20 protein-coding genes are annotated in these 19,847 nt (G+C 74.3%); 13 read left to right on the top strand and 7 right to left on the bottom strand.

The genetic code is table 11. From position 1 onward, the window contains the following. Window positions 1-390: aldehyde dehydrogenase family protein (locus H030_RS34850; RefSeq protein ID WP_027006319.1), on the top strand; the 390-nt coding region annotated here is incomplete at its 5' end. A 136-nt stretch (window positions 391-526) separates the two neighbouring features. Continuing rightward, window positions 527-2,038 carry a calcium-binding protein gene (locus H030_RS34855; protein WP_081691132.1) on the top strand — a complete coding sequence of 504 codons (1,512 nt, stop codon included), beginning with the start codon at window positions 527-529 and terminating at the stop codon, window positions 2,036-2,038. On the opposite strand, the gene H030_RS0124430 is transcribed toward H030_RS34855, so the two are convergent. Together H030_RS0124430 and H030_RS0124435 are read right to left on the bottom strand one after the other, a co-directional pair. Beyond that, window positions 2,022-2,393, bottom strand: coding sequence for a hypothetical protein (locus H030_RS0124430; RefSeq protein ID WP_027008068.1), 372 nt, complete (start codon window positions 2,391-2,393; stop codon window positions 2,022-2,024). The two genes, H030_RS34855 and H030_RS0124430, sit on opposite strands and share 17 nt — an antisense overlap. Window positions 2,394-2,410: 17 nt before the next feature. After that, complete coding sequence (locus H030_RS0124435) at window positions 2,411-3,580, bottom strand: 4-hydroxybenzoate 3-monooxygenase (RefSeq protein ID WP_027008069.1); 1,170 nt, start codon at window positions 3,578-3,580, stop codon at window positions 2,411-2,413. 71 nt (window positions 3,581-3,651) lie between these two features. Here H030_RS0124435 and H030_RS0124440 point away from each other — a divergent pair, with 71 nt between their 5' ends. The 9 genes from H030_RS0124440 to H030_RS0124480 are packed head-to-tail and all read left to right on the top strand — an operon-like array spanning window position 3,652 to window position 10,614. Next, window positions 3,652-4,470 (top strand): CoA transferase subunit A, encoded by an 819-nt coding sequence (locus tag H030_RS0124440; protein WP_035129709.1) that lies wholly within the window; start codon window positions 3,652-3,654, stop codon window positions 4,468-4,470. Next, window positions 4,467-5,165 (top strand): 3-oxoadipate--succinyl-CoA transferase, encoded by a 699-nt coding sequence (locus H030_RS0124445; RefSeq protein ID WP_027008071.1) that lies wholly within the window; start codon window positions 4,467-4,469, stop codon window positions 5,163-5,165. The genes H030_RS0124440 and H030_RS0124445 overlap by 4 nt, the downstream gene beginning before the upstream one ends. Then, window positions 5,162-6,340 carry a thiolase family protein gene (locus tag H030_RS0124450; RefSeq protein WP_027008072.1) on the top strand — a complete coding sequence of 393 codons (1,179 nt, stop codon included), beginning with the start codon at window positions 5,162-5,164 and terminating at the stop codon, window positions 6,338-6,340. Before H030_RS0124445 ends, H030_RS0124450 begins: the two co-directional genes overlap by 4 nt. Beyond that, on the top strand, window positions 6,333-7,061 hold the full coding sequence (gene pcaH, locus H030_RS0124455; protein WP_035129713.1) for a protocatechuate 3,4-dioxygenase subunit beta: 729 nt from the start codon (window positions 6,333-6,335) through the stop codon (window positions 7,059-7,061). The genes H030_RS0124450 and pcaH overlap by 8 nt, the downstream gene beginning before the upstream one ends. Continuing rightward, entirely contained in the window at window positions 7,062-7,580 is a 519-nt protein-coding gene (pcaG, locus tag H030_RS0124460) for a protocatechuate 3,4-dioxygenase subunit alpha (protein ID WP_027008074.1), read from the top strand. It abuts the gene before it with no gap. 10 nt (window positions 7,581-7,590) lie between these two features. Continuing rightward, window positions 7,591-8,667, top strand: coding sequence for a lyase family protein (locus H030_RS34860; protein WP_051223637.1), 1,077 nt, complete (start codon window positions 7,591-7,593; stop codon window positions 8,665-8,667). Next, the gene (gene pcaD / locus H030_RS0124470; protein WP_027008075.1) at window positions 8,664-9,425 is read left to right on the top strand and encodes a 3-oxoadipate enol-lactonase; all 762 of its coding nucleotides are present in this window, start codon (window positions 8,664-8,666) and stop codon (window positions 9,423-9,425) included. Before H030_RS34860 ends, pcaD begins: the two co-directional genes overlap by 4 nt. Further along, entirely contained in the window at window positions 9,422-9,808 is a 387-nt protein-coding gene (gene pcaC / locus H030_RS0124475) for a 4-carboxymuconolactone decarboxylase (protein WP_027008076.1), read from the top strand. The genes pcaD and pcaC overlap by 4 nt, the downstream gene beginning before the upstream one ends. Next, a complete protein-coding gene (locus H030_RS0124480) occupies window positions 9,805-10,614 on the top strand; it encodes an IclR family transcriptional regulator domain-containing protein (RefSeq protein WP_027008077.1) in 810 nt (269 codons plus the stop codon). Before pcaC ends, H030_RS0124480 begins: the two co-directional genes overlap by 4 nt. A gap of 15 nt (window positions 10,615-10,629) precedes the next feature. Here the strand turns inward: H030_RS0124480 and H030_RS34865 are convergent, their stop codons facing one another. Next, on the bottom strand, window positions 10,630-11,730 hold the full coding sequence (locus tag H030_RS34865) for a sensor histidine kinase (protein WP_051223639.1): 1,101 nt from the start codon (window positions 11,728-11,730) through the stop codon (window positions 10,630-10,632). A gap of 19 nt (window positions 11,731-11,749) precedes the next feature. Then, complete coding sequence (locus tag H030_RS37830; protein ID WP_081691135.1) at window positions 11,750-12,145, bottom strand: response regulator; 396 nt, start codon at window positions 12,143-12,145, stop codon at window positions 11,750-11,752. Between the two features lie 176 nt (window positions 12,146-12,321). Here H030_RS37830 and H030_RS0124495 point away from each other — a divergent pair, with 176 nt between their 5' ends. Then, complete coding sequence (locus H030_RS0124495; RefSeq protein ID WP_027008078.1) at window positions 12,322-12,543, top strand: hypothetical protein; 222 nt, start codon at window positions 12,322-12,324, stop codon at window positions 12,541-12,543. A gap of 8 nt (window positions 12,544-12,551) precedes the next feature. Further along, window positions 12,552-12,770: a hypothetical protein gene (locus H030_RS0124500; protein ID WP_027008079.1), complete on the top strand. Its 219-nt coding sequence runs from the start codon at window positions 12,552-12,554 to the stop codon at window positions 12,768-12,770. A 3-nt stretch (window positions 12,771-12,773) separates the two neighbouring features. Here H030_RS0124500 and H030_RS0124505 read toward each other — a convergent pair whose 3' ends face one another. From H030_RS0124505 to H030_RS0124515, 3 genes are all read right to left on the bottom strand, one after another. Beyond that, entirely contained in the window at window positions 12,774-15,365 is a 2,592-nt protein-coding gene (locus H030_RS0124505) for a LuxR C-terminal-related transcriptional regulator (protein WP_027008080.1), read from the bottom strand. A 258-nt stretch (window positions 15,366-15,623) separates the two neighbouring features. Continuing rightward, window positions 15,624-18,122, bottom strand: a complete 2,499-nt coding sequence (locus H030_RS34875) for a LuxR family transcriptional regulator (protein WP_035129717.1) — start codon at window positions 18,120-18,122, stop codon at window positions 15,624-15,626. Window positions 18,123-18,146: 24 nt separating this feature from the next. Continuing rightward, the gene (locus H030_RS0124515; protein WP_027008081.1) at window positions 18,147-19,841 is read right to left on the bottom strand and encodes a SulP family inorganic anion transporter; all 1,695 of its coding nucleotides are present in this window, start codon (window positions 19,839-19,841) and stop codon (window positions 18,147-18,149) included. Between the last annotated feature and the right edge of the window lie 6 nt (window positions 19,842-19,847).

Here is a 19,847-nt window from a genome sequence, read left to right on the forward strand (position 1 = left end):
GGCCAGGCCGACGGCCTGCTCCTCACCCCCACGATCGTCGCCGGCGTCACGCCGGAGATGCGGATCTACGCCGAGGAGTCCTTCGGCCCGATCGTCACGGTCATCGAGGTCGACGGCGCCGACGAAGCCGTCCGCGTCGCCAACGACACCGAGTACGGCCTCGCCGCCGCGGTCTTCGGCGACCCGGCGAGCGCGGAGGCGGTCGCCCGGCGGATCCAGTCCGGCATCTGCCATATCAACGGCGCCACCGTCCACGACGAACCCCAGATGCCCTTCGGCGGCGTCAAGCACTCCGGCTGGGGCCGCTTCGGCGGCGACGCCGCCCTCGACGAGTTCACCGAGCTCCGCTGGCTCACCCGCCAGGACGGCGCGCGCCAGTACCCGATCTAGCCACGTCAACGGTGCATTTGGGCTCGTATGGGACCCAAATGCACCGTTCACTGGCGGGGTGCGGCTGGCCGTACCCCGGGGATCTTTGGGGAGGTCCCTGGTGTGCGGGCAGCCGGTGGGCGGGAGAGTGCGGCGCATGCTCCGCTCTCCCCTCCTCCTCACCTCCACGATGGCCGCCCTCGCGCTCGGCGCGCCGGTCGCCGCGCACGCCGCGACGATCACCTCCGACGGCGCCGGCACGTTCACCTACAACAGCGCGCCGGGCGAGATCAACAGCGGCTCGGTCCAGTACGACGACGACACCGGCGCGATCGTCTTCTACTCGTCGGGCAGCGTGCCGCTGACCGGCCCGATGCCGGCCGGGTGCACGCAGGACGACGCGTCGGACGCGCGCTGCGTCGGCGCCAGGGCCGCGGTCTGGAACGCGGGCGACGGCGACGAGAACGTCGCGGTCTCCTACGGCTTCCCGGCGGGCATCCCGGTCACGATCGACGGCGGCCCGGGCAAGGACTGGCTGCGCGGCTCCGACAGGTCCAACGACACGCTGATCGGCGGCGACGGCAACGACCACCTCCAGGGCTTCGACGGCGCCGACACGCTCGACGGCGGCAACGGCGACGACGAGGTCGACGGCGGCGCCGGCGCCGACCACCTGCAGGGCGGCGCGGGCGACGACCTGATGGAGCCCGACGCGCACGAGGACCCGTCGGCCGACGTCGTCGACGGCGGCCCGGGCACCGACACGATCGACGGCGACTACTCCTCGCGCTTCCGCTCGACCAGCGCGGGCTCGCAGGTGTTGAACTTCACCTTGGCCGGCGGCGCCGACGACGGCCGGCCCGGCGAGAACGACGACGTCAGGGGCGTCGAGCGCCTGATCGTCAGCGACGGCGGCAGGTTCGTCGGGACCGACGGCAACGACTACATCAAGCTCGCGCAGGTCGGCACGTCCGGCGACCTGACCGGCGGGTACGGCGACGACGAGCTGCGCGGCGGCGACGGCGCCGACAGGCTCGACGGCGGTCCCGGCAACGACACGCTCGACGGCGGCTTCAACGACGACGTCATCACCGGCGGTCCCGGCCAGGACCACATCTCCGCCGACCTCGCCAACGGCGACTGCGGCCCGCTGTGGTGCAAGTACCCGTACGGCAACGACACGGTCTACGCCCAGGACGGCGAGGTCGACACGATCTCGTGCGGGTTCGGCACCGACACGGTCTACGCCGACGCGGTCGACGTCGTCGACAGCGACTGCGAGAACGTCATCCGCGGCGGCGCCGCACCCACGACGCCGGCCAGGCCGACGACCCCGAGCAAGCCCACCAACAACGGGAGCGGCGGGAGCGGGAGCGGCGGCGGTCGCACCGTCCGCGCCTCGCTGGCCAAGGTCTCGCTGGCCCGCGCGTTGAGGTCCGGCTTCACGCTGAAGGTGTCGGGCGCCAAGGCGGGCACGAAGCTCAAGCTCGCCGCGACCCGTTCCGGGAGGCTCGTCGCCCGCGGCTCCGGCAAGACCACCAAGAACGGCACGGCCGCGATCAAGCTGCGCTTCACGACCAAGGCCAAGCACTCGCTGCGCCACGCCAAGACCATCACCCTGAAGGTCTCCGGCAACGGCGTCAGCGCGACCGTCACGCTGAAGCGCTAGGCCTCAGCCGCAACGACCCAACCGACGCGACCCCGAACAGGGCCAGGGCGGCGACGCACAGCGTGCCGCCCGGCCCGCGTTCTTCGAGCCCGAACGTCGCGACGAGGTACAGCACGCACCCAAGTGCCTGCCCCGCCAGCAGCGCGCGACCGAGCGGCGGAGCGTGGCGTCCCCGCCGCGCGTCGAAGTACACCTCCAGGGCGAAGGTCGCAAGCAGCACGATGGCAAGGGTGCGGAAGAAGCCGTCGCCCCAGCCGTAGCGGTCGATCATGCGGCCGGAGAGGATCCCCGCGAGGGCGCCGGCGGCGACTCTGATCCACATCGACGTCTCATGCCACGGCGAGTCCTCGGCCACGCAGCACTCCTACCCAATCAGGTCGGCAGGCCCACGTAGTTCTCGGCCAGGGAGCGGGCGGCGGCTTCGGAGGTGGTGACGTAGCGGAGGCGGGCGCGTTGGAGGCCGGCGTCGAAGTCGTCGCCGTCGAGGCGGTGCAGCAGGGTCGTCATGTAGGTGGAGAAGTCCTGGACGCGCCAAACGCGCTGCAGGCAGGTGTCGCTGTACTCGTCCAGGCCGGTGGTCGAGCCGTTCGCGTAGAAGGCCGTCAGAGCCTCGGCGAGGACGCGGACGTCGTTGACCGCCAGGTTCAGCCCCTTGGCCCCGGTCGGCGGCACGATGTGCGCGGCGTCGCCGGCCAGGAACAACTTGCCGCGGCGCATCGGCGCGGCGACGAACGAGCGCATCGGCGTGATGCCCTTCTCGATGATCGGCCCCTCGGTCAGCGACCAGCCCGGCGCCTCGAAGCGCAGGTGCAGCTCCTCCCAGATGCGGTCGTCGGGCCAGTTGGCGATGTCGTCGTCGGGGTCGACCTGGAGGTAGAGCCGGCTCAGCGTGGGCGAGCGCAGCGAGTGCATCGCGAAGCCGCGGTCGTGGTAGGCGTAGATCAGCTCGTCGGTCGACGGCGCGACGTCGGCGAGGATCCCGAGCCAGCCGAACGGGTACTCGCGCTCGGCGATCTGCAGCCGGTCCGCGCCGACCGCCGGCCGGCAGATGCCGTGGAAGCCGTCGCAGCCGGCGATGACGTCGCAGTCGAGGCGTGCGTCTTCGCCGTCGACCGTCCTGTAGGTGATGAACGGCGCGTCGCCGTCGACATCATGCACTTGAACGTCGCTGACCTCGAAGACCGGCGGATCGCCCGCCGCCTCGCGCGCCGCGATCAGGTCCTTGACCACTTCCTGCTGGCCATAGATCCAGATCGCCCGCCCGCCGGTGAGGTCGCTCATCGCGATCCGGTGGCCCTCGCCGTCGAAGCGCAGCTCGATGCCGTGGTGGACGATGCCCTCGCGGTCCAGGCGCTCGGCGACGCCGGCCTCGCGCAGCAGGTCGACCGTGTTCTGCTCCAGGACGCCGGCGCGCACGCGCTGCTGCACGTACTCGCGGTCGCGCGCCTCCAACACCACCGACTCGATCCCCTGGAGGTGGAGCAGGTGCGCGAGCACCAACCCCGCCGGACCCGCTCCGACGATCCCGACCTGCGTACGCACGACCACGACTCCTCTGGCTCCTGACCACCGGCTTGACGCCGCTCGCGGAGAGCATATACCGTCGTGTGCGCATGGCAACCAAGCGTGCGCATAGCGCACAACTCCTGGCCCTGTCCGATGCGGTCGCGTCGCTCGTCCACGACGGCGACAGCGTCGCGCTGGAGGGCTTCACCCACCTGATCCCCTTCGCGGCCGGTCACGAGGTGATCCGCCAGGGCCGGCGCGACCTCGAGCTGATCCGGATGACGCCCGACCTCTTGTACGACCAGATGGTCGGCATGGGCTGCGCGCGCAAGTTGGTGTTCTCGTACGCGGGCAACCCCGGCGTCGGCTCGCTGCACCGCCTGCGCGACGCGGTCGAGCACGGCTGGCCCACGCCGCTGGAGATCGAGGAGCACTCGCACGCCGGGATGGCCAACCGCTACGCCGCGGGCGCGTCGAACCTCCCGTTCGGGCTGCTGCGCGGCTACAGCGGGACCGACCTGGTCGCGCACACCAACGTGAAGTTCGTCGAGTGCCCGTTCACCGGCGAGGAGCTGGCCGCGGTCCCCGCGCTGCGCCCGGACGTCGCGATCGTCCACGCCCAGGAGGCCGACCGGCGCGGCAACGTGCAGCTCTGGGGCATCCCGGGCGTGCAGAAGGAGGCCGTGCTCGCGGCCTCGCGGTCGCTGGTCACCGTGGAGCGCGTCGTCGACGAGCTCGAGCCGCGCGCCGGCGGCGTGATCATCCCGGGCTGGTGCGTCGACGCGATCGCCGAGGCGCCGCGCGGCGCCTACCCGTCCTACGCGCACGGCCTGACCGAGCGCGACAACGACTTCTACAAGGCGTGGGACAAGCTCTCGCGCGACCGCGACGAGTTCTTGTCGTGGATGAAGGAGCACGTGCTGTGAGCGCCTCCCGAGGGGACGTCCAGACGATCGTCGCCGCCCGCCACCTCGCCGACGCCGAGTCGGTGTTCATCGGCGTCGGGCGCCCGTCGACCGCCGCGATCCTGGCCCGGGCGATCATCAACCCCGACCTGGTCCTGGTCTACGAGTCCGGGACGATCGGCGCCAAGCCGACCAGGATCCCGTTGTCGATCGGCGACGGCGAGCTGGCGGCGACCGCCGACTTCGTGGTCTCGGTCCCCGAGATGTTCAACTACTGGATCCAGCCGGGGCGGGTCGACGTCGCGTTCCTGGGTGCGGCGCAGGTCGACCCGCGCGGCGCGCTGAACTCGACGGTGATCGGCGACTACGCGGCGCCCAAGACGCGCCTGCCGGGCGCGGGCGGCGCGCCGGAGATCGCGCGCGGCTGCCGCCGCGTGATGGTCGTGGCGCCGCACTCGAAGCGCACGTTCGTGGAGAGGCTGGACTTCGTGACGACGCCGACCGCGCCGGTCGCGGTGATCACCGACCTCGGCGTGCTGGAGCCGTCGCAGGCCCACGACGGCGAGCTGGTCCTGACCCAGGTCCACCCCGGCGTGACCGCCGACGAGGCGCGCGAGGCGACCGGCTGGCCGCTGCGCGTCGCCGACGACCTGCGCGAGACGAGCGCACCCACCGACGAAGAGCTGACCGCCTTGCAGGAGCTGTTGAGCCGATGACCGACACGTACATCCTGGACGCGATCCGGACCCCGTTCGGCCGCTACGGCGGGGCGCTGAGCGGCGTCCGGCCCGACGACCTCGCCGCGAGCACGTTGAAGGCCTTGGTCGAGCGGACGCCGTCACTCGACCCCGCCGACATCGACGACGTCTTCCTCGGCAACGCCAACGGCGCGGGCGAGGACAACCGCGACGTCGCGCGGATGGCGATCCTGCTCGCGGGGCTGCCGACGTCGGTGCCCGGCGTGGCGGTCAACCGGTTGTGCGGGTCCTCGCTCGACGCGACGATGCAGGCCTCGCGGGCGATCGCGGCGGGCGACGCGAGCGTCGTCGTTGCGGGCGGCGTCGAGTCGATGTCGCGCGCGCCGTGGGTCCTGCTCAAGCCCGCCAAGGGCTTCCCGGCCGGGCCCGAGACGCTGCACTCGACGACGCTCGGCTGGCGCATGGTCAATCCCGCGATGCCCGAGCAGTGGACGATCTCGCTGGGCGCGTCCGCCGAGAAGCTGGCCGGCATGTACAACATCTCGCGCGACGACCAGGACGCGTTCGCGCTGCGCTCGCACCGCCTCGCGGCGCAGGCGTGGGACGCCGGGGTCTACGACGGCGAGGTCGTCGCGGTCCCGGGCGTCGAGCTGGCGCGCGACGAGGGCATCCGCGCGGACTCGTCGCTGGAGAAGCTCGGCAGGCTGAAGGCCGCGTTCGTGGACGGCGGGACCGTCACGGCGGGCAACTCGTCGCCCCTCAACGACGGCGCGTCGATGATCCTGCTCGGCGACGAGGCCGCGGCCGGTCGGCTGGGCCGGGACCCGCTGGCGCGCGTGGTCTCCCGCGCCGCGCACGGCGTCGACCCCGACGTCTTCGGGATCGGCCCGGTCGAGGCGGCCAACGCCGCGCTGCGGCGTGCCGGGATCGGCTGGGGCGACCTGACCGCGGTCGAGCTCAACGAGGCGTTCGCCTCGCAGTCGCTGGCGTGCGTGCGCCAGTGGCCCGAGCTGGATCCGGAGATCGTCAACGTGCGCGGCGGGGCGATCGCGATCGGCCATCCGCTGGGCGCGAGCGGGGCGCGGATCGTCGGGCGGCTCGCCCACGAGCTGCGCGCGAGGGGCGGCGGGTACGGTCTTGCCGCGATCTGCATCGGAGTTGGACAGGGATTGGCGGTGGTGCTGCATGCATGATGATGTGGTTGACGCGGACGCCGGCTACCTGCGCGATCCGGACGGGACGCACCCGCCGCTGGACTACGACGGCTACCGGTCGACCGCGCTGCGCCATCCCAAGCAGCCGCTGGTCTACCTCCCCCACTCGGTCGCCGAGCGCACGGGGCCGCAGCTCGGGCCCGAGCGCGTTCTCGGTGCGCTCGACCACGACCTGACCAAGCAGCACGGCGGCGAGCCGCTGGGCGAGCGGATCATCGTCGGCGGGCGCGTTCTCGACGGTGATGGTCGCCCGATCCGCAACACGCTCGTCGAGGTCTGGCAGGCCAACGCGGCCGGGCGCTACCTGCACAAGGGCGACCAGCACCCGGCGCCGTTGGACCCCAACTTCTCGGGCGCCGGGCGCTGCGTGACCGACGACGAGGGGCGCTACGAGTTCATCACCATCAAGCCGGGCGCCTACCCGTGGGGCAACCACCACAACGCGTGGCGGCCGCAGCACATCCACTTCTCGCTGCTCGGGCAGGCGTTCGCGCAGCGGCTCGTGACCCAGATGTACTTCCCGGGCGACCCGCTGTTCCAGTACGACCCGATCTACAACTCGGTCCGGGACCCGCAAGGGCGCGAGCGGATGGTCTCATCGTTCAACATCGACAAGACCGTGCCGGAGTGGGCGTTGGCCTATGACTTCGACATCGTCCTGCGCGGGCGCGAGTCGACGCCGATCGAGGAGGAGATCTAGATGGCCCTGGAGTCGACCCCGTCACAGACGGTCGGGCCGTACTTCTCGATCGGCCTGCCGTGGGACGGCGGACCGGACGCGGTGGCGCCCGACGACGCGGGCGCGCTGACGATCGGCGGCGTCGTCTACGACGGCGCGGGCACGGCGATCCCGGACGCGATGATCGAGACCTGGCAGGCCGACGCCTCCGGCGCGTGGGGCACGCGCGACGGGTTCCGCGGGTTCGCGCGGGTGGGCACCGACGACGACGGGCGCTGGGCGATCCGGACCGTCAAGCCGGGCGCTGCCGAAGGCGCCGCGCCGTTCATCGAGGTGTCGGTCTTCGCCCGCGGATTGCTGCATCGCTGCGTCACGCGGATCTACTTCGGTGACGAAGAGGCGGCGAACCGGGAAGATGCCGTCCTGGCGTCCGTTCCGGCGGAGCGGCGTGACACGCTCCTGGCGACGCCGACCGACGATGGCTACCGATTCGACATCCACCTCCAGGGCGACGGCGAGACCGTCTTCTTCGACGTCTGACGCCGGCACGTTGCTCGGCGGGATCTTCGCGCGCGGCGGCGCCGCGGCGGCGGTGAGCGACGCCGCGTTCGTGCAGGCGATGCTCGACGTCGAGGTCGCGCATGCGCGCGCGGTGTTGCCGCCCGACGCCGCCGACCGCGTGGCGGCGGCCGCGACGCTGGACGCGTTCGACCTGGTGTCGCTGGGCGCCGCGGCGGCGCGGCACGCGACGCCGGTCATCGGGCTGGTCGACGCGCTGCGCGCCGCGTCGGGGGTCGAGGAGGTCCACGTGGGCCTCACGTCGCAGGACGTCGTCGACACCGCGTTGATGGTGGTGTCGAAGCGCGCGTTGTTGGTGATCTTGGCCGACGCGCGCGCTGCGGCGTCCGCGCTGGCGCTGCTGGCGGAGGCGCACCGCGCGACGCCGATCCTGGCGCGCACGCTGATGCAGCCCGCGCAGCCGACGACGTTCGGGCTGAAGGCCGCGGGCTGGATGACGGCGATCGACGAGGCCGCCGCGGCGCTGGCGGGCGTCGAGCTGGCGGTGCAGGTCGGCGGCGCGGTCGGCAACCGGACCGACTCCGCGGCGGCGGTCGCGGCCGCGCTCGGGCTGGCCGAGCCGGTGCTGCCATGGCACGGCGACCGGCGCCGGGTCGCGGCGCTCGCGGGCGCGCTGGGCGTGCTCGCGGGGTCGGTCGGCAAGGTCGCGGGCGACGTGGTCCTGCTGGCCCAGGGCGAGGTCGCCGAGGTCCGCGACGGCGTGGCCGGCGGCTCGTCGGCGATGGCGCACAAGGCCAACCCGGTCGCGGCGATCTCCACGCGGGCGTGCGCGAAGCGCGTCCCGGGCCTGGTGGCGACCATGTTGTCCGTGATGGACGGCGAGCACGAGCGCGCCGCGGGCGCGTGGCAGGCGGAGTGGGAGACGCTGCGGGAGCTGCTGCGCTGCACCGGCTCGGCCGTCGCGTGGTGCCGCGCGCTGCTGGAGCACCTGGAGGTCGACCCCGCGCGCATGGCCACCAACTTGAGCACGATCCTCGGCGACGACGCGGTTGCGCACAACACCGACATGTTGATCGATCGCGCGCTCGCCGCCCACCGCGCGCGATGACGCTGCACCACGAGACGCGCGGCTCCGGGCCTGCGGTCCTGCTCGCGGGGTCGCTCGGGACGACGCTGGAGATGTGGGAGCCGCAGGTCGCCGCGCTCTCCGAGCACTTCACGACGATCGCCTACGACCAGCTCGGCCACGGCCGCTCGCCGGTCCCGGAGGGGCCGTACTCGGTCCCGCAGCTCGGCGAGGCCGCGCTCGAGCTCCTCGACCACCTCGACGTGGAGCGCGCGTCGTTCGTCGGGCTGTCGATCGGCGGCATGGTCGGGCAGTGGCTGGCGGCCAACGCGCCCGAGCGGATCAACCGCCTCGTCCTGCTCTGCACGACCTCGCACTTCCCCTCCGCCGACCCGTGGCGCGAGCGCGCGCGGCGCGTCATCGCCGAGGGCACGACCGCGGGGATCGCGCCGGACGTCGTCGCGCGCTGGCTCACGCCGGCCTACGCGGAGGCGCACCCGGACGACGCGGAGCGCCTGCGCGCGATGCTCTCCGCGCAGCCGGTCAAGGGCTACGCGGCCTGTTGCGCGGCGCTCGCGACGCTCGACCTCCGCGAGGACCTCGGGAGGATCGCCGCGCCGGCGCTCGTCGTCGGCGGCGCGCAGGACCTCGCGATCCCGCCCGACAACCAGCGCTTCCTCGCCGACCACATCAACAACGCGCGGCTGGAGCTCCTCGACCCGGGGGCCCACGTCGTGTCGATCGAGCGGGCCGGCGAGGTCACCGCGCTGATCCGCGCCCATCTGGAGGCCGCACCATGAGCGACAACTTGCACGACGCCGGGATGAAGGTCCGCCGCGAGGTGCTGGGCGACGCGCACGTCGACCGCGCGGTCGCGGGGACGACGGAGTTCAGCGCGCCGTTCCAGGAGTTCATCACCAACATGGCGTGGGGCTCGGTCTGGACGCGCGAGGAGCAGCTCGGGCGCCGTGAGCGGTCGATGATCACGCTCGCCGTGCTGACAACGCTGCGCGCCGAGGACGAGCTGGCGATGCACGTCCGGGCGGCGCTGCGCAACGGGCTGACGGCCGAGGAGATCCGCGAGGTGATCCTGCACACCGCCGTCTACGCGGGCGTGCCGCAGGCCAACACGGCGATCGCCGCCGCGCAGCAGGTGCTGCGCGACGAGGGCGTGATCGAGTGACGCAGACGCCGCCCGAGGCCGCGGACCCGCCGGCGCGCGACCGCCAGTTCGTCCAGTCGCTGGAGCGCGGCCTGTCGGTGATCCGGGCGCTGTCGGCGCCCGAGCCGCAGACGCTGTCGGAGGTCGCGCGTGCGACCGGGCTGACCCGCGCGGCGTCGCGGCGGTTCCTGCTGACGCTGCAGCAGCTCGGCTACGTGCATCTCTCCGGGACCCGCTTCGCTCTGACACCGCAAGTGCTGGAGCTGGGCTACGCGTACCTGTCGAGCCTGACCCTGCCCGAGGTCGCCCAGCCGCATCTGGAGCGGCTGGTGGAGGAGATCCACGAGTCGTCGTCGGTGAGCGTGCTCGACGGCACCGACGTCGTCTACGTCGCCCGCGTCCCCACCCGCCGGATCATGCGCGTGGCGATCTCCGTCGGGACGCGCTTCCCCGCCTACGCGACGTCCATGGGCCGCGTCCTGCTGGCGGGCCTGAGCGAAGCCGACCTCGCCGAGACGATCGCGCAGTCCGACCTGCAGCCGCTGACGCCCGAGACGCTCGCCGACGAGCGCAGCCTGCGCACCGAGCTCGACAAGGTCCGCAGCCAGGGCTGGGCGCTGGTCGACCAGGAGCTCGAAGCCGGCCTGCGCTCGATCGCCGCGCCCATCCACGACCGCGACGGCAACACCGTCGCCGCGATCAACGTCTCCGCCCAGGCCGCCCGCACCGACGTCGCCGACGTCCACGCCACCCTCCTGCCGCCACTCCTGGCGACGGCCCGCGCCGTCGAGCGCGACCTCGCCGCCGCCCGCCACAGCACCGGCTGAGCGGCGGTCCGGCGGCTAGGCCGCCGGGAGGGTGAACCAGAAGCGGGAGCCGGTGCCGGTCGTGGAGTCGACGCCGATCGAGCCGGAGTTGCGTTCGATCACGCGCTGGGCGATCGCCAGGCCGAGGCCGGTGCCGGGCTGGCCGGCGGCCGAGGGCAGGCGGGCGAAGGGCTGGAACAGTCGCGGACGGTCCTGGGGATCGATGCCCATGCCGTTGTCGACCACGTCGAGGCGGATGTCCCTGGCGCCCTCGAGCAGCGCCGCGCGGACCGTCACGCGCGGCTGCTCGACCGACGCGAACTTCACCGCGTTGGAGATCAGGTTGCGCAGCGCGGCCTCGACGTCGCGGGACTCGGCGTGGACGTGGAGCTCGCCGGCGACGTCGACCTCGATCGGCGTTCCGTGCTCGTCGATCGTCGCCTGGAGCTCCTTCAACACCGCGCCGACGGAGTCGGCCAGGACCACGGTGTTGCCCGGCTCCCCGGACGACTCGGCGGCGCGGGCGTAGTCGAGCAGGTCGTCGACCATCTGCGACATGCGCGTCACGCCGGAGGTGATGTGGTCCAGGTACTTGCGGGCCGCCCCGTCCAGCTCGGCGCCGTGGCGCTCGACCAGCAGCCCCGAGAAGCCGCCGATCGTCCGCAGCGGCTCCTGCAGGTCGTGCGCGGCGACCGCGGCGAAGCGGTCCAGCTCCGTGTTGGTTCGCTCCAGCCTCGCGTTGGCCTCCCGCAGCGCCTGGTCGGCGGCGCGCCGCTCGGTGAGATCGCGTACGAGCTTGCCGTAGCCGATGACCGTGCCGTCCGGCTCGCGGATCGCGGTGATCAGCACGTTGGCCCAGAACTGCGTGCCGTCGCGCCGCACGCGCCAGCCCTCGTTCTCGACCCGGCCCTCGCGCGCGGCGGTCGCCAGCAGCGTCTGCGGCAGGCCGTGCGCGCGGTCCTCGTCGGTGTAGAACATCGAGAAGTTCTGGCCGATCGCCTGCTCCTCGGTGTAGCCCTTCAGCCGCGCGGCGCCGGCGTTCCAGGTCGTGATCGTGCCCTCGGGGTCCAGCAGCAGGATCGCGTAGTCGCGGATGGTGTCGACCAGCAGCGCCAACTCGTCCGCGCGCCGTGACATCTGATCCCGTGCCACGTCCTCAGCGCCCTGACGCGGCGCGTTCGGAGATGAAGCCGACCAGGTCCCCGAAGCGGTCCTTGAGGAAGTGTCGCGTCGCCCCGGCCTGCGCGAACTGGCGCTCGGCCCCGGGAACGGCGGTGAAGGCAACCACCTCAACATCGGCGTTCAACGCCTTCAACTCGCGCGTCGTGGTCACGCCGTCCATGCCCGGCATGTTCTGGTCGACGACCGCGAGGTCCGGCGGATCGGCGGCGACGACCGCCAGCGCCTCCTCGCCCCCGCTGGCCTCGACGACCTCGACGCCCTCGTTGTCGCTCAGCATCGCCCGGATCAGGGCACGGATGTCCGGCGCATCGTCGACGACGAGGACGCGTAGAACGCGTGGCTGAGACGTGGGACCCACTGTGTTGGTCATCGGCTTCCCGTCCCGCCCACTGGAGCAGACCAGTACGCGACACGACGAAGGTCGCAAAGCTACCGCGCCGCCCCGACGACGGCCCCGTCAGCTTTCCGACGAGCGCTGGCGCACCCGGCGTCACCCACCGCGGGTGACGCCGACCCACCCGGCCACGCGGGACCGTCCCCAGCATCGTGACGGCGTATGAGATCAGCGTTCTGGGGCGGGTCGACAGCGCGCTCCTCGCGGACCTGGAGGACCTCGAGACCGTGCGGCGCCCCACGGTCACGGTCCTGCGCAGCACGCTCTCCGATCCCGCCCAGCTGCGCCGGCTGCTCGCGCGCCTCCAGGACCGCGGGCTGGAGCTCGTCGAGATCCGCCAGCTCGACGCCGACGACGCCACCGGGACGGAGTGAGCGCGCCGATGGACGCCGGCGAATACGAGTTCCGGGTCCGTGGCCGGCTCGACGACGCCAGCGCGCAGCGCCTCCAGGAGTTCGACGGTGAGCTGCAGGCCGCCGAGACCGTGCTGCGCGGCCGCCTTCAAGACCAATCACAACTCCAGGGCACGCTCGCGCGCCTGCAGGAGCAGGGCCTGGAGCTGCTGGAGGTCAAGAAGGTCGCGCGCAGGACGTCCGGCTGACGCTCAGCGGTCGCCCGGATCGCCGAGCCGCCCGGGTGCGACCAGGCCCAGCTCGCGCGCACGCCGCACCGCGTCACGGCGCCCGCCCGCGTCGAGCTTGCGGTAGATCGACTTCAGGTGCGACTTGACCGTGTTGACGGTCACGAAGAGCTCGCCGGCGATCTCCCCCGCCGTCAGCATCGTCGGCAGGTAGCGCAGGACCGCCAGCTCGCGCTCGCTGAGCTCCTCGCGCAGCGGCTCGACGTCGCCGCCCGCCGAGGCGCTCGTGCCGGACGCCACCAGCTCCTGGACCTCGCCGATCAGCGACCGGTGGCTGGTCCCGAAGCGCAGCAGGTGCTGGAAGACCGGCTCGATCGCCGGCGTCGCCTCCGCCAGCCCGAGCCGCAGCCCGTCGGGCTCGGCCAGGTCGAGCGCGCGCTCGGCCAGCTCGGCCGCCGTCCTGCGCTCGTGCTGGACCTCGGCCGCCGCGGCCGCGACGGCCAGCGCGGCAACCGCGTCGCAGCCCGCGACGTCGGTCCCGTCGACGACCGCCGACGCGCGCTCCAGCGCCGCGCCCGGCTGGCCCGCGGCCAGCTCGCAGCGCGCCAGCGCGATCGCCAGGACCGGCTGGTGGGCGACGTCGGCGTCGGCGTCGGCCGCCGCCACGTCGGCGCGCAGCGCCGCGGCGTCCGCCCCGGAGCGCGTGAGCAGCCGCGCCCGCGCGGCGCGCGCCTGGGCGCGCATCGCCTCCGGCGGCGTCCAGCCGTCCAGCAGCTCCGCCAGGACCGTCAGCGCGGCGGCCGCGCCGTCGCGGTCGGCGCCGGCCAGCAGCCGGGACCTCACGAGCAACAACGACAACTCGGTCAGCCGGTCGGGGACCGCGCCGCCCGCGGCGCTCGCCCGCCCCGCGCGCTCCAGCTCCGCGTCGGCCAGCAGGGTGTTCCCGGACTCGGCGGCGGCGAGCGCCCGCGCGAGGTGCGCCGGGGCCACGAGCGGCTCCGCGCAGCCCTCGCCCTGGTCCGCCAGGACCGCGTCGGCGGCGAGCGTCGCCTGCCGCAGCCGTCCCTCGCGCGCGCACAGCCAGGCGCGCTCGGCGCCCGCGGCGGACTCGACCGCCGGCGTCCCGGCCTGGCGCGCCAGCTCGCCCGCGCGCCGCAGCTCGCCCTCGGCGCCGGCCTCGCCCTCGGCGGCCTGCAGGCGCCCGAGCTCCAGGTGCGCGAGCGCGCGCGCCACGCGGTCGCGGTGCGCGTCGTCGCGGGTGATCGCCGCCGCGGCAACGGCGCGCTCGCGGTGGCCGGCGTCGAAGTCGCCCTTGCGCCGCGCGCGCTCCAGGCGCAGCAGCGACAGGTCGCGCGTCAGCAGCGCGCGCCGCGGTCCGGTCAGGTGCTCGCGCGCGCCGGCGGCGGTGCGCATCAGCGCCGCCGCGCGCTCGCCGTCGCCCTCGTCCAGCGACCGCGCCGCGGCGACCAGCGTCACGTGCGGGCGGCGCTCCAGCGCGTCCTCCGACAGGCCGGTGACGACCGCGTCGAGCGTCGCGCCCGCGCCGTCGAGGCGCAGCTCGATCCAGTGCTCGGCCAGGACGCGCTCGGCAAGGTCCCAGTCACGCCCGAGCGCCGCGTGGCGGACCGCCTCGGCAGGATTGCCCTGCTCCGAGAACCACGCCGCCGCGCGGCGGTGCTGCTCGGCGACCGCCTCGGGCCCGAGCGCGGCGAGCTGCGAGCGCAGCAGCTCGGCGAACAGCGCGTGATAGCGGAACCAATGGCCGTGGCGATCGAGCGGGACGACGAACGCGTTGGCCCGGACCAAGGCCTCCAACATGTCCTGCGCGCCGTGACCGGCGGTCAGCGCGTCGGCCAGCGGGCCGGACACGTGCTCGGCGACGATCGCGGTCCGCAGCAGCAGCTCGCGCACCGGCGCGGGCTGGCGCGAGAGGACCTCCTCGATCAGGAACGCCACGACCGCGCGGTCATCGCCCGCGAAGTCGGCGACCAGCGCGCCCGGATCCGGGTGGCCGGCGAGTGATAGCGCTGCCAGCCGGAGCCCCGCCGCCCAGCCCTCCGTGCGCGCGACCAGCTGGCCGAGGTCGTCCTCCGCCAGCTGCACGTCGTGGCCCGCGAGCAGCTGGGCGGCTTCTGGTGCGGTGAAGGCGAGGTCGGACCCGCGCAGCTCGGACAGCTCGCCTGCGACGCGCAGGCGGTGCAGCGGCAGGTCCGGGTCGTTGCGGGTGCTGAGCACGAGCCGCAGGCGCTGTGGGCGCACGCGCAGCAGCGTCGCCAGGACGGCGGGCGCCGCGGCGCCCTCGGCGTCCTGCAGGTCGTCGACGACCAGGACGAACGGCGCGCGCCCCGGCCGTGCCTCGACCGCGGCGGCGACGCGCTCGGCCAGGCGCTCGGGCGTGGCGGGCGCCGCGCCGCGCAGGGCGCCGCCGCCGAACGCGGCGACGAACCGCGCCCACACGTCGCCGAGGTCGGCGCACGAGCGGTCGAAGGCGACCCAGGCCGCCGCGGCCGGCCCGGGGTGCGCGCGAGCGTCGAGCCATGCCGAGAGCAGCATGGTCTTGCCCGCGCCGGGCGGCGCGGCGACGAGGGTGACCGGCCGGTCGACGGCGTCGTCCAAGCGCTGGTGGAGGCGCTCACGGACGACCGTCCCGGCCGCTGGGCGCGGGAGTCGGCTCGTTCCAGGACGCCCGGCCGCGCGGCGCCGCGAGCGCGGGCGATCGGGCAGTGGCTCGCGCGGCGCGGTGGGGGTGCGGGGCCCTGGGGAGCTCGGCTCTCGCATTCACGAGGATTCACTCAGAAGGCCTACATCTGCGCGTCCCCCGAAACGGATGATTCACCTACCGGAAAGTAGTTTGCGCGTAGCGTTTTGCATCGGTTACGAGTCCTCAGGGGCGAGCAAGCGGAGATCGCGCGCACAGGCCAGCGCCTCGCGCCGCCCCTTCGCCCCGAGCTTGCCGTAGATGTGGCGCAGGTGGGTCCGGACCGTGGCCTCCGAGACGATCAGCGCGTCGGCGATGTCGGCGGCCGTCATCGCCGACGGCAGGAAGCCGAGCACCACGCGTTCCCGATCGGTCAATGGTGCCGCAAGCTCGGCGTCCGGGCCGGGCCGCGACGCGGTCGTGCGGTCCAGCAGCTCGGCGACGAACCCGGCGTGTGCGGTCCCGCTGGAGCGATGGTCGGAGAGCAGCGCGACCAGCCGTGGCGCGGTGTCGCTGAACGGCCGCCGGACGCCCTCGGGCACCGCGGTGTCCAGCGCCGCCTCCAGCGACGCGTGCGCGGTCTCGGCGTCGCCGATCTGGTGCAACGCGACCGCCTGGTGCAGCAGCAGCCAGACGCGCAGCGCGCCGCCGGTGCGGGCGGGATCGGCGTCCTCGGCCAGCCACGGCGCGGCCGTGCCCAGCGCTCCGTGCGGGTCGCCGGCGCGCAGGTAGCGCCCGGCGGCGATGATCGCGACGACCGGCGACGCGGTCGGGTCCAGCGACTCGAGGACGCGGCGGGCCTCGGCGTCGCGGCCCTCGCGCTCCAGCAGCCGGGCGCGGTAGACGTCGAGCAGCTCGCCGTAGAGCCCCGGATAGGGCGCGCGGCGGCGGATGTCGCGCGCCTGCGCCAGCCGCGCGCCGGCGTCGTCGTGGGCGCCGAGCGCCTCGAGCGTCGCGATCTCCCAGAACAGGACGTCGAGCCACAGCGGCAGGTCGTCGGTGGCGGCGACCGCCGCGCGGGCGCGCTCCGCCCAGGCGCGCGCGTCGACCATCTCGTCGCGCAGGACGGCGACCTGGGCGCGCGCCAGCGCCGCGCGGGCGCGGGCCGCGGCCGGGATCGTCTCGCCGGAGCCGAGCGCCGCGTCGGCCAGCCGGACCGACTCGCGCAGCCGCCCGGCCGAGGCGTTCAGCAGCGCCAGCCCGGCGCCGGCGCGCGCGGCCAGCGCAGCGCGGCCCGCGCCGCGGCCGAGCGCGATCGCCAGCTGCAGGTGCTCCTCGGCGGCGGGAAGGTCGCCGAGGTCGTGCTCCAGCAGGCCCAGCTCGACGTAGGCCAGCGCGCGCACGCCGTCGTCGCCGCCCCGGCCCGCGGGCAGCGCGTCCACGGCCGCGGCCAGCGCGTCGCGGTCGCCGCGGTGGCGGTGGCGCAGCAGCGCGACGATCGCCAGGACGTCGCCGGGCGGCGCGGAGGCGGCCGTGCCCGCACCGGCGCCCGCGCCCGCGTCGATCGCCAGGACCGCGTCGGCGGCGGCGAGGTCGCCCGCGGCCAGGAGCCCGAGCGCAGCAGCGGCGCGGCCGGCGGCCGAGGCGCGCGGCAGCGCGGCGAGCGCCGCGGGCGTCGGGCGGTCCAGGACGCCCGCGAGCAGCAGCTCGACCGCGTGGGCGGCCAGCAGCTCGTCGCCGAGCGCCGCGTCGGCGATCGCTCCCGGCGGCCCGGCCGGGACCGGCGCGCCGCTGATGCCGGACGCGGCGTCGCCGAGGTGGCGCTGCAGCCGGCGCCGCAGGTCGGCGGTCAGCGTCGGCTCGCGCGCGGCCAGCTCGCGCCGCGCGACGTGCGCGAACAGTCGCGTGAAGCGCAGCGCGCCGCGCGCCGCGGCGTCCGGGTCCTCGGCGCAGCGCACGAACAGCCGCCGCGTGCGCAGGCTCGCCAGCAGCGCGCCCGCGCCGCCGGGCGCGTGGACCAGCAGCTCGGCGACCGGCTCGTCGACCTCCTCGGCCAGCGCGAGCCGCAGCGCGGCGGCGACCACGTCGTCCGGGACGCCCCTCAGCGCCGGCCCGAGCACGTAGTCGGCGAGCGCGCCGCCGTCGGCGTCGAGCACCTGCGGGCCGACGAGCGCCGCCAGCCGCAGCGCGGCGGCCCAGCCGTCGGTGCGCCACGCGAGGTCGGCCGCGGCGCCGTCGGGCAGCGGGCGGCCCCAGCGCGCGAACGCGTCGGCGACGTCGCCGGCGCACCAGGCGAGGTCGGTCCCGTCGAGCTCGTCCACGACGCCGGTCGCGCGCAGCTCGATCAGGCACAGCCCCGGGTCGCGGCGCCCGGCGAGCACCGCGCCGAGCCCGTCGCCGCGGTGGGCGAGCGCGTCGCCGAGCAGCGCGAGGTAGGCGGGCGGCAGTCGGTCGGCGTGGTCGACGACCAGCGCGGCGGGCCTTCCGGACGGGTGGTCGCGGGCCGCGCGCAGCCCGGGCGCCCAGGTGCGCGGCAGCGCGCCGTCGACCACCGTGACATCCAGAGCACTCGCGATCTGGGCGCGCCATTGCGCCAACAGCTCGCTCTTGCCGGTGCCGGGCTCGGCGGCGAGGATCGCCACGCCGCCGGCCAGCACGGTGTCGTCGAGCCGCGCCACCAGCGCCGGCCGCGCCAAGGGCGCCCGGTGCAGGGAGATCGTGGGCCCCTCGATCACCGTGTCGATGCCACGTATGGTCGCCTACGCGGGCGCCGTGCGCTCGGATGTTGGCGCAGCAGCACTCACCGCTTCCTGGACCGTGGCGTGGACGTGGGTCGTGTCCCCCGCGCGGGCCAGCACATCGCGCACCTGCCCGACGTCGCCGGCCAGCAGGAGCTGCACGCCGCGCCGCTGCAGGTCCTCGCCGACCTCCTCCAACCGCCGCGCCGCGGTGAGGTCGACGAACGGCATCGCCTCGCCGTCGAGGACGATCGCGTGCACGCCCGGCATCGCGGCGGCGCTCATGATCCGCTTGCGGACCGCGTCGGCGTTGGCGAAGAACAGGCCGGCCTCGATCCGCAGGATCACGACGCCGTCCGGGGAGCGGTTCTCCGGGTGGCGGCGCAGGTCGCCGTACTGGTCGGTGGTCCCGGGCACGCGCCCGAGCTGCGCGACGTGCGGCGCCGACGCGCGGTACAGCAGCAGCGTGAGCGACACCGCGATCCCGATGAACAGGCCGGGCAGCGTGTCGAAGATCAAGACCCCCAACAACGCCGCGTTCGCCGCGACGAAGTCCGGCCGCGCGGCGAACGCGAAGCGCCCCGCGCTGCGCCCGCTGAACACGCGGTACATGCCCGCGACGGCCGGGAAGTCCACCAACTCGATCACCGCCGCGATCACGACCGCGGCCAGCGTCGCCTCGGGAAGCTGCTCGAACAGGCCGGTGAGCAGCAGCAGCGTCACGACCGTCAGCACCGCGACGATCAGCCCCGACACCTGCGACTTCGCGCCCGCGCTTCCGTTGACCGCCGTCTTGGACAGCGACCCGTTGACGACCATCCCGGAGCACAGCCCGGCGCCGAGGTTCGCGGCGCCGAGCCCCAGCAGCTCGCGGTTGGTGTCGATCTCGTAGTGCTCGCGCTGCGCGTAGGTGCGCGCCGCGCCGAGCCCCTCCGCGAACCCCACCAACATGACGCCGACGCCGCCCGCGACCAAGGACCCGATGTCGCTCCACGACACGTCCGGCGTCCCGACCGACGGTAGCCCGGAGTCGATGTGGCCGACGATCTCCAGGCCGTGGTCGTCCAGGTTGAAGAGCTTGACCGCCGCGACGCCCAGCGCGACCACGACCAGCGACGCCGGGACCGCCGGGGCCAGCCGCTTCAGCCCCAGCACCACCACCAACGACGCGAGGCCGACGGCGACCGTCAGCCCGTCGGCGTCGCCCAGGTGCTTGATCACGCCCCACGCCTGCTCGAAGAAGTCGCCGGAGTGCTTCTCGACGCCGAGCAGCTTCGGGACCTGGCCGACGATGATCGTCAGCGCCAGGCCGACGATGAAGCCCTTGATGACCGGCTCGGAGATGAACGACGCCAGGAACCCCAGGCGCGCGAGGCCCGCGAACAGCGCAGCCGCGCCGGTCACGATCGCCAGCGCCGCGGTCATCGCCACGAAGTGCGAGCCGGAGCCCGCGACCAGTGCGCCGACGGTCGCCGCGCTCAGCGCCGCGGTCGCCGACATCGGGCCGACGACGAGGTGGCGCGAGGACCCGAACAACGCGTACAACAACAACGCCGGCGGCGCCGCGTAGAGCCCGATGACCGGCGAGACACCCGCGATCGACGCGTAGGCCAGCGCCTCCGGGACCAGGACCGCCCAGACCGTCAGGCCCGCGATCAGGTCGCCGCGCAGCCACGCACGCCTGTAGCCGTGCAGCGAGGGGAACGCGAAACCCACGGCGTG

It is taken from the genome of Conexibacter woesei Iso977N (assembly GCF_000424625.1).
Classification (GTDB): Bacteria; Actinomycetota; Thermoleophilia; order Solirubrobacterales; family Solirubrobacteraceae; genus Baekduia; species Baekduia woesei_A.